The organism is Chitinophaga sp. Ak27, assembly GCF_012726295.1.
GTDB lineage: Bacteria > Bacteroidota > Bacteroidia > Chitinophagales > Chitinophagaceae > Chitinophaga.
The window spans coordinates 43768-65614 of sequence record NZ_JABAOB010000014.1; the positions used below are offsets into that span (position 1 = coordinate 43768).

18 protein-coding genes are annotated in these 21847 nt (G+C 46.7%); 7 read left to right on the forward strand and 11 right to left on the reverse strand.

Annotated features, from left to right (window positions below):
* Nucleotides 1-19: 19 nt before the first annotated feature.
* Nucleotides 20-1474, forward strand: coding sequence for a Gfo/Idh/MocA family protein (locus HGH90_RS30825; RefSeq protein ID WP_145661809.1), 1455 nt, complete (start codon nucleotides 20-22; stop codon nucleotides 1472-1474).
* Nucleotides 1475-1544: 70 nt separating this feature from the next.
* On the opposite strand, the gene HGH90_RS30830 is transcribed toward HGH90_RS30825, so the two are convergent.
* Together HGH90_RS30830 and HGH90_RS30835 are read right to left on the reverse strand one after the other, a co-directional pair.
* The gene (locus HGH90_RS30830; protein WP_168765026.1) at nucleotides 1545-3296 is read right to left on the reverse strand and encodes a RagB/SusD family nutrient uptake outer membrane protein; all 1752 of its coding nucleotides are present in this window, start codon (nucleotides 3294-3296) and stop codon (nucleotides 1545-1547) included.
* 10 nt (nucleotides 3297-3306) lie between these two features.
* Nucleotides 3307-6375: a SusC/RagA family TonB-linked outer membrane protein gene (locus HGH90_RS30835; protein ID WP_169192740.1), complete on the reverse strand. Its 3069-nt coding sequence runs from the start codon at nucleotides 6373-6375 to the stop codon at nucleotides 3307-3309.
* A gap of 459 nt (nucleotides 6376-6834) precedes the next feature.
* Between HGH90_RS30835 and HGH90_RS30840 the strand changes: the two genes are divergently transcribed.
* A complete protein-coding gene (locus tag HGH90_RS30840; RefSeq protein ID WP_169192741.1) occupies nucleotides 6835-7491 on the forward strand; it encodes a hypothetical protein in 657 nt (218 codons plus the stop codon).
* Here HGH90_RS30840 and HGH90_RS30845 read toward each other — a convergent pair whose 3' ends face one another.
* From HGH90_RS30845 to HGH90_RS30855, 3 genes are all read right to left on the reverse strand, one after another.
* Nucleotides 7492-8784, reverse strand: coding sequence for a D-alanyl-D-alanine carboxypeptidase/D-alanyl-D-alanine-endopeptidase (locus HGH90_RS30845; RefSeq protein WP_169192742.1), 1293 nt, complete (start codon nucleotides 8782-8784; stop codon nucleotides 7492-7494).
* A gap of 97 nt (nucleotides 8785-8881) precedes the next feature.
* Nucleotides 8882-10213 (reverse strand): Gfo/Idh/MocA family protein, encoded by a 1332-nt coding sequence (locus HGH90_RS30850; protein WP_168765022.1) that lies wholly within the window; start codon nucleotides 10211-10213, stop codon nucleotides 8882-8884.
* Nucleotides 10214-10258: 45 nt separating this feature from the next.
* A complete protein-coding gene (locus HGH90_RS30855) occupies nucleotides 10259-11224 on the reverse strand; it encodes a formylglycine-generating enzyme family protein (RefSeq protein WP_168765021.1) in 966 nt (321 codons plus the stop codon).
* 170 nt (nucleotides 11225-11394) lie between these two features.
* Between HGH90_RS30855 and HGH90_RS30860 the strand changes: the two genes are divergently transcribed.
* From HGH90_RS30860 to HGH90_RS30875, 4 genes are all read left to right on the forward strand, one after another.
* A complete protein-coding gene (locus HGH90_RS30860; protein WP_168765020.1) occupies nucleotides 11395-12330 on the forward strand; it encodes a hydroxypyruvate isomerase family protein in 936 nt (311 codons plus the stop codon).
* Nucleotides 12331-12486: 156 nt separating this feature from the next.
* Nucleotides 12487-12837, forward strand: a complete 351-nt coding sequence (locus HGH90_RS30865; RefSeq protein WP_168738248.1) for a phage holin family protein — start codon at nucleotides 12487-12489, stop codon at nucleotides 12835-12837.
* A gap of 34 nt (nucleotides 12838-12871) precedes the next feature.
* On the forward strand, nucleotides 12872-14845 hold the full coding sequence (locus HGH90_RS30870) for a thiamine pyrophosphate-dependent enzyme (RefSeq protein WP_168765019.1): 1974 nt from the start codon (nucleotides 12872-12874) through the stop codon (nucleotides 14843-14845).
* A 70-nt stretch (nucleotides 14846-14915) separates the two neighbouring features.
* On the forward strand, nucleotides 14916-15059 hold the full coding sequence (locus tag HGH90_RS30875) for a hypothetical protein (protein WP_169192743.1): 144 nt from the start codon (nucleotides 14916-14918) through the stop codon (nucleotides 15057-15059).
* Nucleotides 15060-15160: 101 nt separating this feature from the next.
* Here the strand turns inward: HGH90_RS30875 and HGH90_RS30880 are convergent, their stop codons facing one another.
* The 3 genes from HGH90_RS30880 to HGH90_RS30890 all read right to left on the reverse strand — a co-directional run bounded on the left by HGH90_RS30880 (nucleotide 15161) and on the right by HGH90_RS30890 (nucleotide 17053).
* Nucleotides 15161-15703 (reverse strand): O-acetyl-ADP-ribose deacetylase, encoded by a 543-nt coding sequence (locus tag HGH90_RS30880; protein WP_169192744.1) that lies wholly within the window; start codon nucleotides 15701-15703, stop codon nucleotides 15161-15163.
* A gap of 3 nt (nucleotides 15704-15706) precedes the next feature.
* Entirely contained in the window at nucleotides 15707-16477 is a 771-nt protein-coding gene (locus HGH90_RS30885) for an NYN domain-containing protein (RefSeq protein ID WP_168765016.1), read from the reverse strand.
* Between the two features lie 105 nt (nucleotides 16478-16582).
* Nucleotides 16583-17053 (reverse strand): Dps family protein, encoded by a 471-nt coding sequence (locus tag HGH90_RS30890; protein WP_168738253.1) that lies wholly within the window; start codon nucleotides 17051-17053, stop codon nucleotides 16583-16585.
* A 172-nt stretch (nucleotides 17054-17225) separates the two neighbouring features.
* Between HGH90_RS30890 and HGH90_RS30895 the strand changes: the two genes are divergently transcribed.
* Entirely contained in the window at nucleotides 17226-18404 is a 1179-nt protein-coding gene (locus HGH90_RS30895) for an MFS transporter (RefSeq protein ID WP_169192745.1), read from the forward strand.
* A 6-nt stretch (nucleotides 18405-18410) separates the two neighbouring features.
* Here the strand turns inward: HGH90_RS30895 and rmuC are convergent, their stop codons facing one another.
* The 3 genes from rmuC to kdsB all read right to left on the reverse strand — a co-directional run bounded on the left by rmuC (nucleotide 18411) and on the right by kdsB (nucleotide 21821).
* Nucleotides 18411-19868 (reverse strand): DNA recombination protein RmuC, encoded by a 1458-nt coding sequence (gene rmuC / locus HGH90_RS30900; protein ID WP_169192746.1) that lies wholly within the window; start codon nucleotides 19866-19868, stop codon nucleotides 18411-18413.
* A gap of 130 nt (nucleotides 19869-19998) precedes the next feature.
* A complete protein-coding gene (locus HGH90_RS30905; RefSeq protein WP_168765013.1) occupies nucleotides 19999-21075 on the reverse strand; it encodes an iron-containing alcohol dehydrogenase family protein in 1077 nt (358 codons plus the stop codon).
* A gap of 20 nt (nucleotides 21076-21095) precedes the next feature.
* Entirely contained in the window at nucleotides 21096-21821 is a 726-nt protein-coding gene (gene kdsB, locus HGH90_RS30910) for a 3-deoxy-manno-octulosonate cytidylyltransferase (protein WP_168765012.1), read from the reverse strand.
* Nucleotides 21822-21847 lie beyond the last annotated feature (26 nt).

Consider the following 21847-nt stretch of genomic DNA (forward strand, 5'->3'; position numbering starts at 1 on the left):
TCCAGAAAACTTCACATCAATGATTCCAGAAAAAAAGAATGAGGGAGAAAACAACGTTTCCCGCAGATCATTCCTGAGAAACGGTGCGCTGGCTGCCGCCGGTTTCATGATAGTTCCACGTCACGTACTTGGCCGCGGCTATGTAGCCCCCAGCGATCGCCTGCGCGTAGCAGGTATCGGCGTGGGCGGAAAAGGATTCAGCGATATCTCTGAATTCGCCAAAGGTCCTGCTGATATTACTTTCCTGTGCGATGTAGATGAACGCCGCGCAGCGGAAGCAGTTAAGAAGTTCCCTAAAGCTAAATTCTATAAGGACTTCCGGCAGATGTTCGAAAAGGAGCATAAAAATTTTGATGCGGTGTCTGTGTCAACACCAGACCACACCCACGCCGTAGCCGCGATGGGCGCCATGCAGCTGAAAAAAGACGTATACGTACAGAAACCACTGACACACGATATTTACGAAGCCCGTATGCTCACACAGGGCGCCAATAAATATAAGGTGGTAAGCCAGATGGGTAACCAGGGCTCCTCCGGCGATGGCGTTCGTCAGCTGATGGAATGGTACAATGCCGGTTTAGTAGGTGATGTACATACCGTTTACTGCTGGACCGATCGCCCCGTATGGCCACAGGGTATTCCCTGGCCTACCGGCAAACAGGATGTTCCCAAAGAACTGGACTGGGACCTGTGGTTAGGTACTGCTCCTAAAAAGGATTATGTAGATAACCTGGTGCCATTCAACTGGCGCGGCTGGTGGGATTACGGTACCGGCGCTATCGGCGACATGGGCTGTCATATTATTGAACCGCCTTTCCGTGTACTTGGCCTGGGCTATCCTACTTCCGTAGAGTGTAGCGTAGGTAGCGTATACGTAGGTGAATTTACCCGAGGATACTTCCCGGAAAGCTGCCCTCCTTCTTCTCATGTTATCATGAAATTCCCAGGTAAAAATGGTAAAGAAGTAACACTTCACTGGATGGACGGTGGCATTCAGCCAGAACGTCCGGAAGAACTGGGTCCTAATGAAACCATGGGAGACGGTGGTAACGGCGCCTTATTTATAGGAGATAAAGGTAAAATGATGTGCGGTACCTACGGTATGTATCCAAAACTGCTGCCTACTTCCCGGACAACAGAAGCAAATGTACCACAAACCATTGCACGTGTTCCGGAAGGTCACTACGTACAATGGGTAAACGCCGCCATTGCCGGTTTTGGCAGTAAACAACAAAAAGCCCTCAGCTCTCCATTTGATATTGCTGGACCACTCACGGAATCTATTCTGATGGCCAACCTGGCCATACGCAGCTTCGATATCCGCAAGCCAAAAGCGAATGGCAAAGGCTTTGACTATCCAGGCCGCTATGTAAAACTGCTATGGGATGGCCAGAATATGAAGATTACCAACTTCGATGAGGCTAACCAGTTTGTAAAACGTACGTACCGCGATGGCTGGTCACTCGGCGTATAATCGTTAACGTTATTTATAAAAAAATGCCGCGATGATCTCGCGGCATTTTTTTTATAACCCCATGTCAATACTATTGATAATCAACCTGCTGCTGCAGATTCGAATTTTTCCTGATTTCATTGGCAGGAATAGGTAACAGGTAGTTTTTAGCTTTTACAAACTTCCTGTCCTGGATACTGATCACATTATACCTAAAAGGATGGCCGGCAATCTGGGAACCGAGCACTTCAATGCCTTTTGCATTTTCATTAAAAGCGGTTTCTGCATCTCTCCATCTGCGCGCATCAAAGAAACGGTGCTCTTCAAATGCCAGTTCATACCGTCTTTCATATTTCAATGCTGCTTTCAGCGCCGCGCCCGAGGCAGTGATCAACGGCATACCTGCACGTTCTCTCACCAGATTTAATGCCGCTCTCCCCTTGTCCTCATCGCCCGACCAAATAGCTGCTTCCGCATAGTTCAGCAATATTTCAGCATACCGGAAGAACACCCAGGACTGGTCGCCCCGAAAAAATTGGGCGTCCAGGTTCTTATCCATGAACTTGCGTAGGTAGTAGCCGGAGAAGGTACCGTTCCAGTTTTCGATGGTGCTGTTGCGCGTATCAAGCCCCCATACACTGTCTTTACCATTGGGTGCTTCATATTTACCCGTTTGGATAACTCCTACAGGATCTATTTTAGCCGCATCCGACGGACGAGGTTTCCATTTTGCACCATCGTACAAGATAGTGGCATAAAAACGGGGATCTCTGTCGGTATATGGCGCTTTGGCCTGAGCCGCATTACTCCAGGAAAAAGGAGTACCATCTTTCATCTGGTAACCAGTTACAAAGTTTTCAATTGGCACATTGCCTCCCCAGTTGTGATACCCGTTGGGTCCATTATACAGGTCGTGAGAGGTACCTAACAAGGCCTTGTCATACAACTTTACAAAGATCAGCTCAGGGTTATCCTTATCCAGGAATATACGGCTATAGTTATCTGTGGCATTGTCTGTAGGTTTATACAGTCGGAAAGTATTCAACTTGATGATATCATCGGCTGCGGCCATGGCCAGTTTGTAACGGTCGGTCTGACTGCCGGACTTATATCCCATCAACTCATTAGGCACTTTACTATCATTGAACAAGTCGCTGGCGGCAAAGAGCAGTATCCTGGACTTCAGCGCCATCGCCGCGGCAGCGGTTACCCTTCCCTTATTGGCTACCACATCGTAAGCTGATGGCAGCTGCTTAATGGCGGAGTCACATTCTGCCACAATGAATTTGATACATTCATCAAAAGAAGCGCGCTTTACATTCAAAATGGCCTGCTCATCACCTTTGATATTGAATGTCCGGGTAATCAGGGGCACACCGCCATAATACCTTACCAACATCTGGTAATACCAGGCGCGCATAAAATGTACCTCTCCGGTCATCCGGGTCCGCCGGGACTCATCGGTAATAGGTACGGAGGCTATCTTTTCCAGGAACATGTTACAATTGCGAATTGCTTTATAATGCGGATCCCAGCGGGCGAAATCATTAATGGCGCCCACATCATCGGCACTAGCATTCCCTTGTACTACCCTGGAAGTATTATAATCGTGAATAAAACGGCTTTCATCTGTCATTGAAGACAGCATTACTTCGTTATATCCCGGACGCATCTGCACATACAAGTCATTTACAAATGCCTGTACCAGGCCGACGTCTTTCCAAACATCCGATTCTTCATATTCTGTGAGAGGTTTTTTCTCCAGGAAATCCTTGTTACAACTGCTTGCCGCACATACAATAAATGCGCCCGCTATATATTTGATGATGGTTGTCTTTTTCATAACACACTAGTTAAAAGGTTACGTTTAATCCCACATTATAGATCTTGGTTTGTGGATAGTATTGTCCGCTACCACTGGGTGCTTCCGGATCAAAAATCTTCACTTTGTCGATGGTGAGCAGGTTCTGTCCACTTACATATACACGCAGATTTTGTAAACCTATGCGTTTGCACATGGGCGATGGGAAATTATAACCAAGGTCCAGCGTCTTTAAACGGGCATAGTTGGTATTCCAATACCAGAAAGTATTCTGGCGATTTACCCAGTACTCACGGTCACGGTCATACGCTCTGGGCCAGGAACCATTGGGGTTGCTTTCTGTCCAGCGGTCCTCTACATAAGCCATCGGAAAGTTCCCAATCAAACCGGATTCTGTGCGCAGGTACTGGCTCGCACCGGTAGCGCCCTGCCATAACATGGTGAAATCAAAATTTTTAAATTTCGCAGTAACCGTTAGTCCAAAGATCCAGGTAGGGTTTTCTGTACGGTCCTGGCGAATGCGGTCGAGATCATCAATGACGCCATCTTCATTCACGTCTTTGAAAATTACATCTCCTGCCCTGGCGCCGCCTACGTGCGCGCTCTTGTCTACTTCTTCCTGTGTTTTATAGATGCCGATAGCCTGGTAATAAAGCGGGGCGCCTATTTGTTTACCGGTGGCTTGTTGCCATACGGGAAGGTTCGGCGTTTCATCAAAGAACAACACTTTATTTTGTGCATGGGTAACGGTTCCGATTACTTCATAATGGAATTTTTTGATGTCCCGTTTATGGCTCATCACTAACTCGAAGCCTTTGTTTTGCACTTTCGCGATATTCTCCTGTGGCAGGGTCATTCCGGTATATCCCGGCATAGACTGGCTCCGGGCCACCAGGATGTTGGAACGGCGCGTCATAAAATAGTCTGCTTCCAATGCCAGTTTATCGCCCAATACCTTTGCTTCCACCCCTACATCATAGTTGTTGGCCACTTCCCAGGTGATGGCTTCATTGGGAGATCTCAACTGGTAAAGTCCTTTATTCAGATCACCGCCAAACATTACGCCGCCACTGCTGAAACCGTAGGTGCTGAGATACTGGAACTGGTCGATCAGATCGTTACCCATTTGTCCCCATGCAGCGCGGATCTTGAAGTAGTCGAGTGTGCGGATACTTTTCTTCCAGAATGGCTCGTTAGATAATACCCACCCGGCAGAAGCGCCAGGGAAAAGACCCATGCGGCGACCTTTAGGGAAGTTTTGTGTGCCATCATAACGCATGTTGAAATCAAACAGGTAGGTTTCATTGTAGTTATAGGAGACACGGCCGAAGTAGTTACGACGCGCATACTCAAAACCGCCACCGCTATTATCTTTTTCCTTATCTGCGCCCAAGCTCAGCTGATCTAATTTATCGCTGATAAAGTACTTTCTGCTGGCAGCAAAGTTGTCGTTCCGCAGCGTTGCCTGTTCAAAGGCGATAAAGCTGCTGACATTATGTTTACCAAAAGAACGGACATAGTTCAGCTTAATGTTGTAAGTGATCTGTCGGAGTGTACCAAAGGATTCATTCAGCTGTGGTGCACTCACGCCTCTTGATCCCGCATTTAACTTATGTGTTGGATCATTTACGTCGTTGAGTGTATATAAGGTCCATGGCTTAATATAAGATTTTACGAAATCGAAATTCTGGTCATAAGCAAAGCTACCATCTACAAACATTCCCTGTACCCATGGAATATTTACTACGGCTGACATATTGGTGTTAATAACGTAATTTTTATCATTCGTATAACCGATGGCGTTCGTTCCTGTTACAACGGGGTTATCACCATATTCAATATCCGGACCTGGTAATCCATTGGGCCAGATGGCATTTTCTGTTGGGCGGCCGCGCATGAGTGATCTGAAAATAGAGCCGGCGCTACGTGGCGGAAAATTCCTGTTTTCCAAACGGCCAGCCAGGTCGAAACGCAGGCGGATATAGTCATTTACTACCGCATCAAGATTGGCCCTGACATTCTGTTGTTTGTAGTTAGTGGCGCTGCTTTTATAAATACCGTCCTGGAACAGCGATCCTAATGATACGTAATACGACATTTTTTCGGTACCGCCACTCAAAGAAAGATCATGCCTGTTTTGCAGGGAAATCTTTTTAATAGCGGCATCATACCAGTTGGTGTTAGGATACAACCAGGGATCGGAGCCGTCGCCGAACTTCTTGATTTCATCTTCGGTATATTTCGGCTTATCGCCGCCATACTTCAGGATTTCATTGACTACACGTGCATAAGTGGGCGCATCGGCCATTTTAGGCAACCTGGTAGGCGTAACAAATGATTGATTGTAGCCATATCCCAGTGTAGGTTTACCACCTTTCCCCCGTTTGGTAGTTACCAATATAACGCCGTTGGCTGCACGGGATCCATAAATAGCCGCCGCCGCATCTTTCAGGATAGAAACGCTTTCAATGTCATTAGGATTCATTCGCTCAAAACCATCACGGGGAAATCCATCTATCACCACCAGTGGTGCACTGTTGCCCAGGGTGCTACGACCACGGATGAATATCCGGGAACCATCGTAACCGGGTTCTCCACTATTGTTCACGGCAATAATCCCTGGAATACGCCCTACGAGCGAGTTAGAGATATTTACGTTAGGCGATTGCTGTAATTCCGCTCCTTTTACAGAAGATACGGCGCCGGTTTTAGTTACTTTCTTCTGGGTACCGTATCCAACGACTACATACTCATCCAGCGTCTTCTGGTTCTCTTTTAATACCGCATTAACGCTGGGTTTTCCTTCCACCTTTATTTCCTGTGGGTCGAAGCCAATATACTGGAATACCAATACTGCGTCTTTTTTTACATCACTCAGTACATAGTTTCCTTTTTCATCTGTGGTGGCGCCCTTCTTAGTGTCTTTCACCAACACGGTTACCCCAGGCAATGGGTTCCCATTGATGTCTTTTACTTTTCCTTTAACAACTAGATTGCCCTGCTGCCAAACTCCTGGCATTGGGGCGCGCGCAGTAACGGCGCTCGTTGTGGTCGCAAAGAGGCATAGCAATAGCATAGCCTTTGCATAACGTGGATTCATGCTACAAGTGATTTAGAGATGATAATAAAAAATTTGGTTTATTAGCTATCGCTTAGCTAAATCGGTAATCATAACGGCATGTGCTTTTGAACGACTCAAATTTTGGTTTAATAATAGTTTTTCATTTTCCCCAATCAGGGCCTATCGCGCTACAACAAGTGAAATCTATAATGCTACGTTTTTTATCTATGAATCGGTTTTCAATATCTTTCAAACGGGCTATCACGTCTTTGTAAGATATTTATAAATGTCTTAATTATTTTCTAAAAATAAATGTCTTTTTAACGGTTATCTCTAATATTTATGAGGAAGTGAGCGCTTAATTTTTGAAACGCTTGTTGGGCCATTATTAGTTGCCGATAAATGGCCGCATTAAAAAGCTATTAGCAATCGGCGTCAATGGCTTTTTTTGCATAAATTTATACTTGTAAACGTTATAGGTGTATAAGACCATTCTTTATGAAGAAATGTTACGTCCTCATCGTTATGCTGGCTGCAGTTACCCTGCTGTTTGCCTGTAGTAAAGAAATGAGCCGGGAGGGGGATAACTCCCAGCCACCCGCGGGTAACTGCGATTATGCACCCTATACCAATGGCTCTTCTTTTTCTTATGTAAATGTGAACAGTGCAAAGGATACCACCCATTATACGCTCACCGTTTCGGGAGACACCACCATTAATGGCAATGTATATAAGAAGATTGGCAACGACAGTGTATTCACCTGCTCCGCCTGTAATACCGGCATTTATACGCAGGTAGCCAGTATTCTTACCTTCCAGGGCTATAAGGCCGACGATCTGAAACTTACCTATCTGAAAGATAATGTGCCCGCAGGTACTTCCTGGCAGGATACCATTTCCGTAACCAATGGTGGCATCAGCACCTCCGGCATTATCCAATTTACGGTTACCCAAAAAGGCATTACCAAAGCCGTTAACGGCAAGGACTACGCGGAAGTAATTGCGGTAAGAATGGATGCTTTTGCGCTTGTTTTGGGAAACGCGGTTCCGGTTGGCACCCTTTCCACCAGCTATTACGGTAAAGGCATTGGACTAATAGAAGCCGACCAGGAACAGGATACTACACGGATCGTGTCTTATACGCTGATGCCCTGATTAATATTCTCTCCATATCATCGTTAGCAGCCGCTCTATTGCTTTCCTAACACTGCTGGCCGTTTCATGGTGGTTATTCACCAGTACGCTAAATACCAGTGCCTTATTCTTCTTCGTCACCAGGTAGCCACTCAGGGCTACCACGCCGGTTAGCGTACCTGTTTTCGCATGTACAAACTGTTGCTGGTAATAATTTCTCAATGTTCCTTTCCCTCCTGTTGGAAAGATGTGCCATAGGCGATCTTGTGGATACTGCGCTTTCAATAGCGACAGTACGGTAACGAAATCCCGGGGCGTAAAAAGGTTATACCTCGACAGGCCAGATCCATCTTCCCAGGTAGGCGGGTGTGGTAACGCCTTTAGCACTTGCGACAACACGTATTCCATGACGCGGGTACTGCTGATGGTATCCCAAAGCGCGGAGGCCACCATCATAAGTGTTTGCTCGGCAAAAAAGTTATCGCTACGCTGCATCATCGGTGTATATAAGGAATCTGCAGGAATACTGTGTAAGACATTGAACCGGGCAGCCGGAGGATTAACGGCTAGCCCTATACGTTTATGCAAGGTATCTTCCAGCCGCTGCCGAAGTTCCTGCACAGATCCGGCAATGAATGGTACCTCTGCTTCCAGGACGCTCTTATCTTTCGGGTTATATTTCAGGTAGAAGAAATTATGGCGTTCGTCCCGGGTAACAATAGATTCACTCAGGGTATCATCTGCCGTAATATCCAGGTCGTATAATGGGGGGCAAATGCTGTTGCTGTCCAGATGGTGCCGGATACGCACCACATTACCATACATAGGCCATTCATTCAATTCCGGCTGGTAATCATCTGCGAAATCACTCCACGACCAGCCGGCGCCATAGCGTTGATTGGCGTTCATTGCTGGCACCAGGTATATTTTCTTATTAGTTTGCTGCAGTAATTGCAGTAAGGGCTGATAAGTATAGTCGGGATGAAGGAAAGAAGGATCCGCCATACCTTTTACAAATAGCGCTGTATCATTTTCATAGTAACGGGCTGCGGGAAGAGAATCTCCTAACAACTTCATCCCTGCATACAGGGAAAAAATTTTCATATTGGAGGCGGGGGTGAAATATTTATCATCCTGGTATTGATACCAGTATTTACCTGTGGCAGGCTCATAGATGCAAATACCGGCATGGGCCTGTTCCATAGGCGTTTTATGCAATAACTCCGTTTCCGCCCATTTTTTGATGGCTGCAGTTTGTGCCGCAACAGGTGTTAGTATCCAGGAGAAGATAAGCAGGAAGAAAAGCTTTTTCATAGGCGGAATTTACAAAATGAATCAGGGATTTGTGAGAAGAACTATGACTGGTTCCTCCCGCAAATCCCTGACCTGTTTAAAATGGCTATATTACTTATCAGGTAAAATATTTAGTGATACCTGGTTTGGCATAAGCATAATTACCCGATGCATCCGGCATTACTGGCGGTTCTGCATCAAACGCGTATCTTTTCGGATGTATATCCAGGCCTGAGTTCAAGGCCACGTTCCAGTCAATTACCTGACCGGAATAAGTAGCCAACCGACCTATGATAGCAGAAAGCGTAGTATGTGCTCCTCTTTCTGCATCCGCAAATTTGTACTCTCCTTTCGCAATGGCAGCAAACAGCTCATCGTGCTCCGTCTGGTAAGGATTGTTTTCTTTCTTCTTATCAAACTGGTACAATACCTTTCCTTTATGATCTACGATGGTGCCCTTGTCGCAGTAGATCCGGCCCTTTGTTCCTACAATCTCTTCATCAACCTTACTGGGCGCGTCTTTCCAGTGACGGCACTGGCTATTCATTACTACGCCGTTAGCATAACGATATTCTACATAGTGGTGATCAAAAATTTCTCCATATTCTTTGCCTGTACGTACCGCGCGGCCGCCCATACCACTGGCTGTTACCGGGGTAGCGCCCATAAACCAGTTACCAACGTCGATATTGTGAATATGTTGTTCTACGATATGATCCCCGCAAAGCCAGTTGAAATAATACCAGTTGCGCATCTGATATTCCATTTCAGTATACTCGGGTTTACGTGGTTTTACCCATAAAGCCCCCTGGTTCCACCATACCTGTGCGGAAAGCATATCTCCGATGATACCATCCTGGAAGCGTTTGTACAACTCGCGGTAGGAGTTCTGATAACGGCGTTGTAAACCTACTACTACGTTCAGTTTTTTAGTTTTGGCCAGGGCGGCTGCTTCCAGCACTTTCTTAATACCGGCAGGATCGGTAGCCACCGGCTTTTCCATAAACACGTGCTTACCCTGTTTAATGGCCTCTTCGAAATGGATAGGTCTGAAACCGGGAGGTGTAGCCAATATCACTACGTCGGCGAGCGCGATGGCTTGTTTATATGCATCAAAGCCTATGAACTTATTGCTTTCCGGTACGTTTACGCGGTCGGCTTTATCGCCCAGGGCATCTTTAATATTGTCATAGCTGTCTTTCAATCTGTCGGGGAAGGCATCTGCCATTGCTACCAGCTGCACATTTTCTTTTGTGCTGAGTGCCTGGGTAGCTGCGCCTGTACCACGGCCGCCGCAGCCGATCAACGCAATTTTAATCACGCCATTGGCGCCGGAGAAGAAGTTAGCTTTAGATAAGAGGGGCATTGCCAGCAATCCACCTGCGAGTAAGGTAGTTTGCTTTACGAAATCGCGGCGGCCCTCACCGTGGAATTTGTTTTCGTTGTTCATAAATGAATAAGATGTTTTTTTAGATTTTTAGGATGATAATCTAGTCTAGCGTGCACCTTTATATTTCGCGATAATATCTGCAAAAAACTGTTTGGCTTCTTCTTCAGAAGGTTGTTTCACTGGCCGTATAATCCTGAATCCCACAAAAGGCGCATCAGCATTCCACCAGGAGCTTTTGGGTATCTGGGGATCGCGGCGGTTCCATACCGGATCTGATTTCAACCGGGCAGCGCTGCGCAGTAATACTGCATCGTCCTGGTAACTACCTCCTTTCAGCAAACGAGGTGTTTTAGCAGTGGGTACAGTCCAGGGGTCTTTGTCTTTAGCATTGGCCACACCACTTTCGTCATATTGATCCAGGGTCCATTCTTCTACGTTACCGAGCATATCATATAAGCCCCATGCGTTGGGTTTCAGTTGTGCTACTTTATGGTATTTCTGTTCGCTATTGCCGCTAAACCAGGCATAGTCTTTCAGCTGAGTGGCGTCAGTACCGAAAGGATAAGCCGTAGTGGCTCCAGCCCTGCAGGCATATTCCCATTCCGCAGCTGTGGGCAGGCGATAAAATACGCCGGTTTTGGTGTACAACCATTGGCAATACATCAGGGCGCCATACTGGCTCATGCTATTGGCCGGAAAACCGCCCGCCTTACCCATTCCTAACGTAAGATCGATATATGGAGGGCTGGGACGGGTCATGCCATCAGGTATGGGTGTTTTATCTTTTTCCGCATCAGCGTATACATCATATTCATCGAAGGTGACTTCTGTAGCGCCCATCCAGAAATCGGAAATCTGTACCGTTTTTGCCGGCCCTTCATCATTCTTCCTGCCTTTTTCACTGGCCGGACTACCCAGTGTAAAGCTGCCGCCTTTAATGGGTACCATCTTAAAACTGACATCGGTTCCTGGAATCTGTTGGCTGTATGGTTCAAATGCCGTTTTGGTTTGTGCGATAACAACCTGGCTGAGCAGTCCGCTCAACAGTAAGGTCACATGCGATTTAGTCATCTATAGCTTGATTGAGAATATGAGGAGTGAATTTAAAAAAAACTAATCTGGAAAGCAATCTTTTTTGATGAATGCGAAAAATGACTGATGAATTGAAAATTTTTCACAGATATTAGCATTTCCTTATAAAACCTATTAAATTTAGCTTCCGGAGAATAAAATTCAACGTTATGGAAAGAAGACAATTTCTGCAAAACGGCACCCTGGCGGGCATTTCCGCACTCGCATTAGGCGGCCTTACCAATGCCGCTCAGGCAGCTACCGGCAATCATCCTGAAGCTGCTGCAGGTAAGACATTCAACATGAATTACGCCCCGCATGATGGCATGTTTAAAAACAGCGCCAAAAGCGATGGTTTCCTTGACCAGATAAAATTCATGTACGATCAGGGTTTCCGGGCTATTGAAGATAATGGGATGCTGGGCCGCCCCGCTGCTGAACAATCCAAAATAGGCGATTTGCTGGCTAAACTCGGTATGCAGATGGGCGTTTTTGTAGTGGATACTGGCAACAACTGGAAAACTTCATTGACCACCGGCAAGCAGGAATTCAAAGACGCTTTTATCAAAACCTGTAAAGACAGCATAGAAACAGCCAAACGCTGCAACGCCAAATGGGCTACGGTTGTTCCCGGCTACTTCGAACGCAATCTGCCTATGGGTATACAAACTGCTCATGTGGTGGATGCCCTCCGCGCCGGAGCTGAAATATTTGAACCACATGGATTGGTAATGGTACTGGAACCTTTGAGTGATAATGCAGACCTTTTTCTGCGTACCGCCGAGCAAACCTTTGAAATCTGTAAAGCTGTAAAAAGTCCTTCCTGCAAAATCTTATATGATCTCTACCATATGCAACGCAATACCGGCAACTTGATTCCTGTAATGGATATGTGCTGGGATGAAATTGCTTATATACAGATCGGCGATAACCCTGGCCGGAAAGAGCCGGGCACCGGCGAAGTCAACTATAAAAACATCTTTAAACATCTCCATCAAAAAGGATATAAAGGCGTATTGGGAATGGAGCACGGTATGGCCGGAAAGGGCACTGACGGTGAATCCGCCCTGATTAAAGCTTATAGAGACGCTGACAACTTTCTGTAAACCAGAAAGTGGAAAGCAGAAAGAAAAAAGCTATCGTGGAGATTGATTTTTAGCCAGCATTTGAAAATCGCGGTTATCAATCTCCACGATAGCTTTTTTCTTTCTGCTTTCCGCTTTCTGCTTTTTTCGGTAACTTAACTAGTAAATCAATCTGCTATGGGTTTCTTAATCCGCATACTAGTTAGTGCATTCGCCGCCATGTTAACCGCTTACCTGCTAAAACCGGCCGTAAAAGTAGATGACTTTATAACTGCGCTGATACTCGCCCTGGTCTTGGCGGTATTGAATGCTTTGGTAAGACCACTATTGGTGATTCTTACTTTTCCCGTTACCATTCTTACGCTCGGACTTTTCCTGTTTGTGATCAACGCCCTGATTATATTGCTGGCCGCTAAACTGGTCCCTGGATTTAAGGTAGACGGCTTTTGGTGGGCACTCCTCTTCAGTATTATCATGACCATCATTAATAGTATCCTGATCAATATTGCCGGTGGCAACCAGGATTAATTCCGTCTTTATAGCCTGTAAAAAGTTGGTTTATATGCATTTTGACCGGTCAAACCTGAGCGATGCACAACTGATATCGTTCTACAAAGCCTTGGTATTTCCTCGTTTGATAGAGGAAAAGATGTTGTTGTTACTTCGGCAGGGAAAGATCAGCAAATGGTTTTCCGGTATTGGCCAGGAAGCCATTGCGGTAGGCGCCACCCTGGCGCTGGAATCAGATGAATGGATACTGCCGTTGCACCGCAATCTTGGCGTATTTACTACCCGTGAAATGCCGCTGGATAAACTTCTGCTGCAATGGCAAGGCAGCGAACATGGCTATAGCAAAGGCCGGGAGCGGTCTTTCCATTTCGGCAGCCCCGAACATCATATCTGTGGTATGATTTCGCACCTGGGCCCACAGCTCTCCATTGCTGATGGCATTGCGCTGGCACATCAATTGAAAAAAGAAAAGAAAGTATCGCTGGCCTTTACCGGCGAAGGCGGCACCAGTGAAGGAGAATTCCACGAGGCATTGAATGTGGCCGCGGTATGGGGTTTACCCGTTATCTTCCTCATAGAAAATAATGGTTATGGGTTAAGTACTCCTATTGCCGAACAATATCATTGCAAAAACCTGGTAGACAAAGCCATCGGATATGGCATAGAGGGTGTACAGGTAGATGGCAACAACCTGCTGGAAGTATATCAGACGATACGTACTGCCAGGGCTTATGCCATCCAGGAGCAGAAGCCCGTGTTGATTGAGGCGATGACTTTCCGTATGCGTGGCCATGAAGAAGCCAGCGGCGTTAAGTATGTGCCCCCGGCCCTGTTTGAAGAATGGGCGAAAAAAGACCCTATCCGGCAATATGAAACCTTCCTGGAGGAATCGGGCCTGCTGTCGGCTTCCGACATGACCAACGTCCGCGATGCCCTGCGCCAGCATATTGAAACGGATGTGGTCAAGGGATTGGCAGATACGCCCATCCTGGCGAACACCGGGAAAGAGCTGGCCGATGTTTACGCACCGGCACCAGCGGTAATCGCTGCTACCGGCCCCTCCTCCGAAAAACGCTTCATCAACGCCATCACAGAAGGACTCACCCAGGCCATGGAAAAGCATCCCGAGCTGATCCTGATGGGACAGGATATCGCTGAATATGGCGGTGCCTTTAAAATTACCGAGGGACTCGTAACCCGCTTTGGCAAAGACAGGGTGCGCAATACCCCACTCTGCGAAAGCGCTATCATCGGTACCGCACTGGGATTAGCCCTTGCAGGCTTCAAAAGCATGGTGGAAATGCAGTTTGCCGATTTTGTGTCTTGTGGTTTCAACCAGATTGTGAATAACCTGGCTAAGATTCATTACCGCTGGGGGCAGCCGGCCGACGTGGTGATCCGAATGCCCGCCGGTGGCGGTGTAGGCGCCGGCCCCTTCCACTCTCAAAGCAATGAAGCCTGGTTTACACATATCCCCGGCCTCAAAGTAGTGTACCCTTCGTCTCCAGAAGATGCCAAAGGCTTGCTCACCGCAGCTATTGCAGACCCCAACCCGGTCATGTACTTTGAGCATAAAGCCCTATATCGCAGTATCAGTGGTCATGTACCGGAAAATTATTATACTATAGAAATAGGTAAAGCCTCGCTAATACAGTCAGGAGAGGATATCAGCATTATTACCTATGGCAGCGGTGTTCATTGGGCGCTAGAGTATGCCGCCCTGCATCCTGAAGTATCATTGGGCATCCTTGATCTCCGAACGCTCCTGCCATTGGATTATCCGGCTATACAGGCCATGGTGGCTGCCACCGGAAAGATACTGGTACTCCATGAAGACACCCTTACCGGTGGCTTCGGCGCAGAAATCAGCGCCTGGATTGCCGAGCACTGCTTCCACCAGCTCGATGCACCGGTGATGCGTTGCGCCAGCCTGGACACTCCCATCCCTTTTGCAGGCGCGCTGGAAAAAAATTTTCTCGCCAAATCAAGACTGGATCAATGTATACAGCAATTAATGACATGGTAACAGCTCCTTTGATTGGGAATTTGACCCGAATGATTTAATTTGCACCCGGAATAATATAAATCATTATACAATGCTGACGAATCTTTTAACAGTTGTACACACCACCAACTTCTACAAAGTTGGAGATAGTATTGGCCACTTCCTGGCTCCCGTAGCTATTATCGTTTTTGCTGCTATGTTTATCTACGCCTGGGTAAAATACGCCAAGCTCTAATCACATCGCTTTTTACATCGCACTATAGTCAAAAAGGCTTCCCTTAACAGGAAGCCTTTTTGCATTTGTACTCAAACCCTTATAATCCTCTATTGCGGGGATCATTCCTCGGGTCTTATATGCTGGTTATAATACTGCTCGGTATAGCGCAAATTTTCATCATCATAGCATACCAGGATTACTTCCTCTATGTCGTTATGCTCCTCGAGGTAAGTTACAATCGTGTTCATAGCAATACTGGCGGCGAGTTCCTTCGGAAAATGGTAGATTCCGGTGCTGATATTAGGAAAGGCAATAGTGGCCAGGTGATGCCGGGACGCAAGTTCCAGTGAGTGCCGGTAACAGTTAGCCAGTAGCGTCACTTCATCTTTGTCGCCGTTGTTCCAAACCGGGCCTACAGTATGTATTACATGCTTTGCCGGAAGGCGGCCAGCAGTTGTAATTACAGCACTACCCGTTTTACATCCACCCTGCCGGGCCACAATTGCCCTGCAATCACTCAGGATATCAGGGCCGCCGGCCCGATGAATGGCCCCGTCTACGCCGCCACCACCCAGCAATGACGAGTTGGCCGCGTTAACGATCGCATCTGCTTTTATCTTAGTGATGTCGCCTTTTACAATACGGATTTTTCGGTATGCCATAGATTAAACAGTTCTTACATATACTAGCTTCCCAGTTTTCTTTCCACTTTCCCGGATATCAATTTCGAAATTCGGAAAGCTCTTGAGCAACTGCAATAGCTTATTAAAGCCATAGTTACGGGAGTCGAAGTCGGGCTTTTTCTTTAACAATAGGTTCCCTAGCTCACCCAGGTAAGCCCAGCCATCTTCATCTGCAATATCGTTGATACTCGTAGAGATCAATGTCAGCAGCTGTTTGTCTGCTTTGCTGATACTATTCCGCTTGGTTTTACCGGATTTAGGTTTGCCCGCATCCGTATCCGCATCGGTATCGTGGTCTGCTTTCTTTCTTACCTGTAATATTTCCAGGTAAATAAACTTATCACAGGCAGCCCGGAAAGCGGTGGGCGTTTTTTGCTCCCCCATTCCGTACACCCGCATGCCGGCTTCCCGCAAGCGGGTAGCCAGCCGGGTAAAATCGCTATCGCTCGATACCAGGCAAAAACCATCTACACGTCCGGTATACAAAATGTCCATGGCATCTATAATCATGGCAGAGTCGGTAGCATTTTTTCCGGAGGTATAACTGTATTGTTGTATAGGCGTAATGGCATATTCTAGCAATACGTTCTTCCACCCTACCACCGTAGGTTTGGTCCAGTCGCCATAAATTCTTTTGAAGGTGGGGTTGCCATATTTGGCTATTTCTTCCAGCATACCTTCTATGTTGTGATACGGTATATTATCGGCATCGATCAATACTGCCAGTCGAAGATCGTTTGTTGTGTTATCCATTGTTATGCATTTTTGGGATGACGGGGATACAAACAAATGTAAATTAAAAACGTGTTAGCTACAGCAGCACTGCAACCAACACGTTATTAATATCGCATAACATGATTATTTGAGATAAGAACGGATCATCCAAGCCAGCTTGAGGTGTTTTTGCAACATCTGGGTAGCAAAATCAGCTGCTCCTTTATCATGATATTTCTCATCAAATTCGTCGATCAACCTGCGCAGGTTACGGATAATGGTTTCATGATCGTCCAGCAATTCCTGCAGCTGCTTCTTCTGGTCGTTGGAGTATTCAGATTCCAGTAAATTAGTGAGTTTCAACACGTCAGCATAACGGCCTTCCGCATAATGTCCAATAGAACGAATGTATTCAGCTACGTCATCGCCATACTGCTCCAGCTCTTCGTATTGCTCTTCATAGAACTTGTGCATTTCCATAAAGTTGCTTCCTTCAATGTTCCAGTGGGAATTACGTGTTTTCGCATAAATCAAGAGCTCATCTGCGAGTACCTTATTCAATTCTAATGCAATCTTCTTTGTGTTTTCTGCTGAAACACCAATGTTTACTTTCATATCATTGAATTTTTTGGTTATTATAAATGTACGACTTTGAAACTCTTGTAAATATGATGACTATCATGATTTAACAGCCGGTTAATATAAACAGGCTATCTCCTGTTTTTGTTCAAGTGTCGTAGGCCAATTACTTTGCGAAAATTGTACCATTGTTGTTAATTTTGTGCCCATGTATCAGTCTACAGGAAGAATATATAATCTGCAATTCATCCTGCTATGCCTTAGCAATGCCCTCTTCTCAGCCAGCTTCAACATGATGATTCCAGAGTTGCCGGCTTATTTAACCCGGATGGGGGGAGCAGATTACAAAGGATATATTATAGGATTATTTACATTGATGGCAGGGTTATCCAGGCCTTTTAGCGGTAAATTATCCGATACGATCGGGCGTGTGCCGGTGATGATTTTTGGATCGCTGGTATGCGTGGTTTGCAGCCTTACCTACCCACTGATCAGCTCCGTGGGGGCTTTCCTGTTGCTACGCTTTTTTCATGGCTTTTCTACTGGTTTTAAACCTACCGGCACTTCTGCCTATGTATCAGACCTGGTACCTGTAACCCGCCGTGGCGAAGCAATGGGCATGGTTGGTTTATTCAGTACCATTGGAATGGCCATGGGTCCCGCTATTGGTGGCTATGTAGCCATGCGGTGGAATATCAACATCATGTTCCAGCTGTCGGCCCTGTTCTCGCTCTTATCTGTAGTAATCCTGGTGGGCATGAAGGAAACCCTCGCCAATAAACAGCGATTCCGCCTGGCATTGCTGAAAATTTCCGGCGATGAAATATTTGAGCCGCTAGTGTGGTCTCCGGTGATTATTACTTTCCTCACCTATTTCAGTTATGGCGCCATACTAACCGTCATCCCTGATTTTGGAGCCTACCTGGGCATTTCCAACAAAGGACTTTTCTATACTTTTTTCACCGGCAGCTCTATCGGCATACGGCTGTTGGCTGGGAAAGTATCTGACAAATACGGCCGGGTACCTGTGTTGAAGATTTCAGCGGTGCTGATGGCCATATCTATGCTCATGCTGGGCCTGGCCGGCAACAGCACGCTTCTGTTAACAGCAGCTGTTGTATACGGTATTTCGGTGGGACTCAATGCACCCGCTGTTACTGCCTGGACGGTGGACCTGGGACGACCGGAACACCGCGGCCGCGCGCTGGCTACCATGTATATTGCCATGGAAGCTGGTATTGGCCTGGGGGCTTATTTTTCTGCATTCATCTATAGCAACCAGTCAGCCAACTTCCCACTCACCTTTTATGTAATGGCAGGTATTACCCTGGCGGCAGCGCTTTACCTGAGTTTTGGGTACAAACCAGCACAGAAACAGCCCTGCTAAATAATATTACTCCGCTACCTCCTGCTCTTCCGCAGCGGCAGTTTCCTCCGAAATCGTTGCCTGTGGCGCATCTTCCGGTTGTTGTAGCCGCGCGGTCACCTCTTTGGGTAGTCCCTTTTTATTATCCAGCCCCAGTTTACGCATCCTCTCCGCACGGCCTACCAGGTTACCATTACCGGAAACCAGTTTATTCATGGCACCTTCATAAGCATTCTGACTACGCTTCAAGTGCTCCCCAACGAGGCCCAGATCTTCCACAAAACCTACAAATTTATCATAGAGCGCACTCCCCTGGCGCACAATCTCCTCAGCATTTTTATTCTGTTTATCCAACCGCCACATATTATCTATCACCCGCAAAGTGGCCAGCAGGGAAGGCACACTCACCAGTATAATTCTCTTACGGAACGCAAAATCATATAAGTCCTCCTCCTGTTGCATAATGGCCAACGCATATGCCGGTTCTATAGGAATAAACAACATCACAAAGTCGGTCGTATTTTGATATAACGTATGGTATGCCTTAGCGCTCAACTCCGTTACATGGTTCTTTACCGATTGCAGGTGCATTTTCAGGGCATATCGCTTTTCCTCATCGCTGGTGGCACTGCAATATTGTTCATATGCCTTGAGGGACACCTTGGAGTCAATCACCAGCTGCCGGCTTTCCGGCAAATGCAACACCAGGTCCGGCTTCCTCAGTTGCCCTGTTTCATCACGTTGTGCATCCTGCGTAAAATAATGCACCCCTTTCTCCAGACCTGAAGCTTCCAATACCCGCTCCAGGATCATCTCTCCCCAGTTACCCTGTTTCTTGGTATCCGCTTTAAGGGCATTCGTGAGGTTATTCGCTTCTTTGGAAAGGGTTTGATTCAACAGCAACAGGCGTTGCAACTCTGTCTTCAGTTGGGCGCGTTGCTCCGTTTCCGATACGAGCGACTGCTGCACACTGCTCCGGAAGCTATCTATCTTTTCTGACAACGGCTTTAGAATATCTTCCATTTTCACCTTGTTCTGTTCCATAAAGTTGCCTGAAATACGCTGCAATAGCTGCTGGGCAGTATTTTCAAATTGCACCTTAAAGTCTTGCTGCACCTGCTCCATCCGCTCTTTCTCGCCAGCCAGCTGCTGCTGCAGGTACTTATTCTGCTCCATCAAACGGCCCTGCTCAGACATCAGCACTGAAAACTCTTCGTTTATCCGTTCCAATTGCTGCTGCTTTTCAGCCACCTGTCCGCTTTTGTCATCCAGCAAACTTTGCAGGTACTCCTGTTTGGCATCCAGCATATGCAGCCGTTCCTGCTGAGCAGCAAAGTTTGCTTGCAATGCAGTGTAGCTGGCCTGGGCGGCATCCAGTTGTTGTGCATACACTGTAGACTGCGCCTGTTGCTGCTGCCTGGCGGTAAACAGTAAATACCCCAGCAACAACACCACCACTCCCGAAATAATTGATAGTATCAGCATGATAATCTTCCCCCTTTAACAATAATACCTTTTTTCTACGCATTGGATCTGCGTAACGATCTTTTATAAAAGTAAAGGGGAAACAGCCATCGGCTATCTCCCCCTGATATCTTAAAACAATGGTCGTCGATTATAGCCGCTCGTACAGCTTACGCAGCCTTTCGCGGGTCATAATCTCCTTCCAGTCCTTACCCAAAGCGTTTTCCCACAGCGGCGCCATTCCCAGCGATACATTGATCATTGTGTCGAACTGCTCATCTGTTAAACCCTTGGTGATGCCCTGCGGGATGGTAATATTATGCTTCTTCACCATTTCCTTAAACTTAGCCACGCCTTCCGGATAAAACTCTTCCAGCTTGTCAAACACAATACAGTTACCGATACCATGCTTGGTGCCCAACAGGTACGCCAAACCATAGCTCACAGCATGCGCCACCCCAACCTGGGAATAAGCAATGCTCATTCCGCCGGCATAAGAAGCCATCATCAGCTTTTCATCTGCATCGTCATCCCACTTTTCTTTTTGCAGAAAAATTTCTTCACACAGCTCCTGCGCTTTCTCACCATACGATTGGCTGAATGCATTGAGATAGGTACCAGTCAGCGACTCCACACAGTGAATGAAGCAGTCCATCGCCGTATAAAAACGTTGGTTAGGTTCTACTGTTTTAGTTAAAGCAGGATCCAGTACAATCTGGTCAAAAGGCGTAAAATCAGAGTTCATACCCAGTTTACGGGTAGGTCCGGTCAAAACGCAGGTACGGCTCACTTCTGCACCGGTACCGGAAATAGTAGGAATACCCACTTTATATACCCCGGCAACCTTTACCAGGTCCCAGCCCTGATAATCTGCTGAAGAACCGGGATTAGTCATCATCAGCGATACTGCCTTAGCCATGTCCATTACAGATCCGCCACCAATACCGATAATACCGGATACGGTGCCAAATTCCGCTTTCAGCTCATCCCGGATCTTATCAACCGTTTTGGTTTTAGGTTCATCCGTTACATCAATCACCACAATTTTGTCCTTACCCTGCAACGGAATGCGAGACAAAAATTCTTGCTTATCCTGGAAATACTCATCCACGAAAAATATCATGGGAGCATCACCTACGCGCCTGGGGGCCAGTATTTCGCCCAGCTGATCAAAACATCCGCTGCCGTAAACTACGTAGTCCACCATCTTAAAATTCCTGAATTTCATATATCCCTGTTAGTTAGATGTTATAAAAGTTTTGCCGCCTTGTCAAGATCTTCCGGAGTATCAATTTCTACTCCCATGTAAGAAGTAACCACCATTTTCATGGAGATCCCATTTTCCAGGTAACGCAGGCACTCTATTTTCTCGGCTGCTTCCAGCGGCGTTACCGGCATTTGAGTAAAGTCCAGCAACATTTGCTTGCGGAAGGCATAAATACCGATATGCTCGTAGTATACCGATTGAATATCCTTATTTCTTGGGTACGGAATCACGGAACGTGAAAAGAATAATGCATTGAAATTCTTATCTACCGCCACTTTCACGTAATTTGGGTCTTCGATGGAAGCGGGATCTTTCAACACCTGCATCAACGATGCTACCTGCACCTGCTTGCCGGCTTCTCCTTCAAATACCTGCAACAGCTTTTCCAGGGGCTCTCTCTGCGTAAAGGGCTCATCGCCCTGCACATTCACTACAATATCTACCTCCATGTCTACCACCGCCTCGGCTATACGATCAGTACCACATTCATGCTCCTTCTTGCTCATCACGGCTTTACCACCATTGTTCACAATCTCCTGGTAGATGATATCACTATCTGTTACTACCATTACATCATCAAACACTCCGGTATTTAAAGTAGATTCATAGGTACGTAAAATAACTGACTTCCCTCCCAGCTTCGCCATCATCTTTCCGGGGAAACGGGTAGCGCCATAACGGGCAGGTATCAACGCAATTTTTTTCATGCATTCTGTTTTTGTTCACGCCAAGC

Bases quoted from the DNA above. Each gene is read 5' to 3' on its own strand.
- HGH90_RS30875 (WP_169192743.1), top strand. From the start codon at position 14,916: ATGCTGACGAATCTTTTAACAGTTGTACACACCACCAACTTCTACAAA.
- HGH90_RS30825 (WP_145661809.1), top strand. From the start codon at position 20: ATGATTCCAGAAAAAAAGAATGAGGGAGAAAACAACGTTTCCCGCAGA.
- HGH90_RS30860 (WP_168765020.1), top strand. From the start codon at position 11,395: ATGGAAAGAAGACAATTTCTGCAAAACGGCACCCTGGCGGGCATTTCC.
- HGH90_RS30880 (WP_169192744.1), bottom strand. From the start codon at position 15,703: ATGGCATACCGAAAAATCCGTATTGTAAAAGGCGACATCACTAAGATA.
- HGH90_RS30850 (WP_168765022.1), bottom strand. From the start codon at position 10,213: ATGAACAACGAAAACAAATTCCACGGTGAGGGCCGCCGCGATTTCGTA.
- rmuC (WP_169192746.1), bottom strand. From the start codon at position 19,868: ATGCTGATACTATCAATTATTTCGGGAGTGGTGGTGTTGTTGCTGGGG.
- HGH90_RS30895 (WP_169192745.1), top strand. From the start codon at position 17,226: ATGTATCAGTCTACAGGAAGAATATATAATCTGCAATTCATCCTGCTA.
- HGH90_RS30835 (WP_169192740.1), bottom strand. From the start codon at position 6,375: ATGAATCCACGTTATGCAAAGGCTATGCTATTGCTATGCCTCTTTGCG.
- HGH90_RS30855 (WP_168765021.1), bottom strand. From the start codon at position 11,224: ATGACTAAATCGCATGTGACCTTACTGTTGAGCGGACTGCTCAGCCAG.
- kdsB (WP_168765012.1), bottom strand. From the start codon at position 21,821: ATGAAAAAAATTGCGTTGATACCTGCCCGTTATGGCGCTACCCGTTTC.
- HGH90_RS30830 (WP_168765026.1), bottom strand. From the start codon at position 3,296: ATGAAAAAGACAACCATCATCAAATATATAGCGGGCGCATTTATTGTA.
- HGH90_RS30890 (WP_168738253.1), bottom strand. From the start codon at position 17,053: ATGAAAGTAAACATTGGTGTTTCAGCAGAAAACACAAAGAAGATTGCA.
- HGH90_RS30845 (WP_169192742.1), bottom strand. From the start codon at position 8,784: ATGAAAAAGCTTTTCTTCCTGCTTATCTTCTCCTGGATACTAACACCT.
- HGH90_RS30870 (WP_168765019.1), top strand. From the start codon at position 12,872: ATGCATTTTGACCGGTCAAACCTGAGCGATGCACAACTGATATCGTTC.
- HGH90_RS30885 (WP_168765016.1), bottom strand. From the start codon at position 16,477: ATGGATAACACAACAAACGATCTTCGACTGGCAGTATTGATCGATGCC.
- HGH90_RS30840 (WP_169192741.1), top strand. From the start codon at position 6,835: ATGAAGAAATGTTACGTCCTCATCGTTATGCTGGCTGCAGTTACCCTG.
- HGH90_RS30865 (WP_168738248.1), top strand. From the start codon at position 12,487: ATGGGTTTCTTAATCCGCATACTAGTTAGTGCATTCGCCGCCATGTTA.
- HGH90_RS30905 (WP_168765013.1), bottom strand. From the start codon at position 21,075: ATGAAATTCAGGAATTTTAAGATGGTGGACTACGTAGTTTACGGCAGC.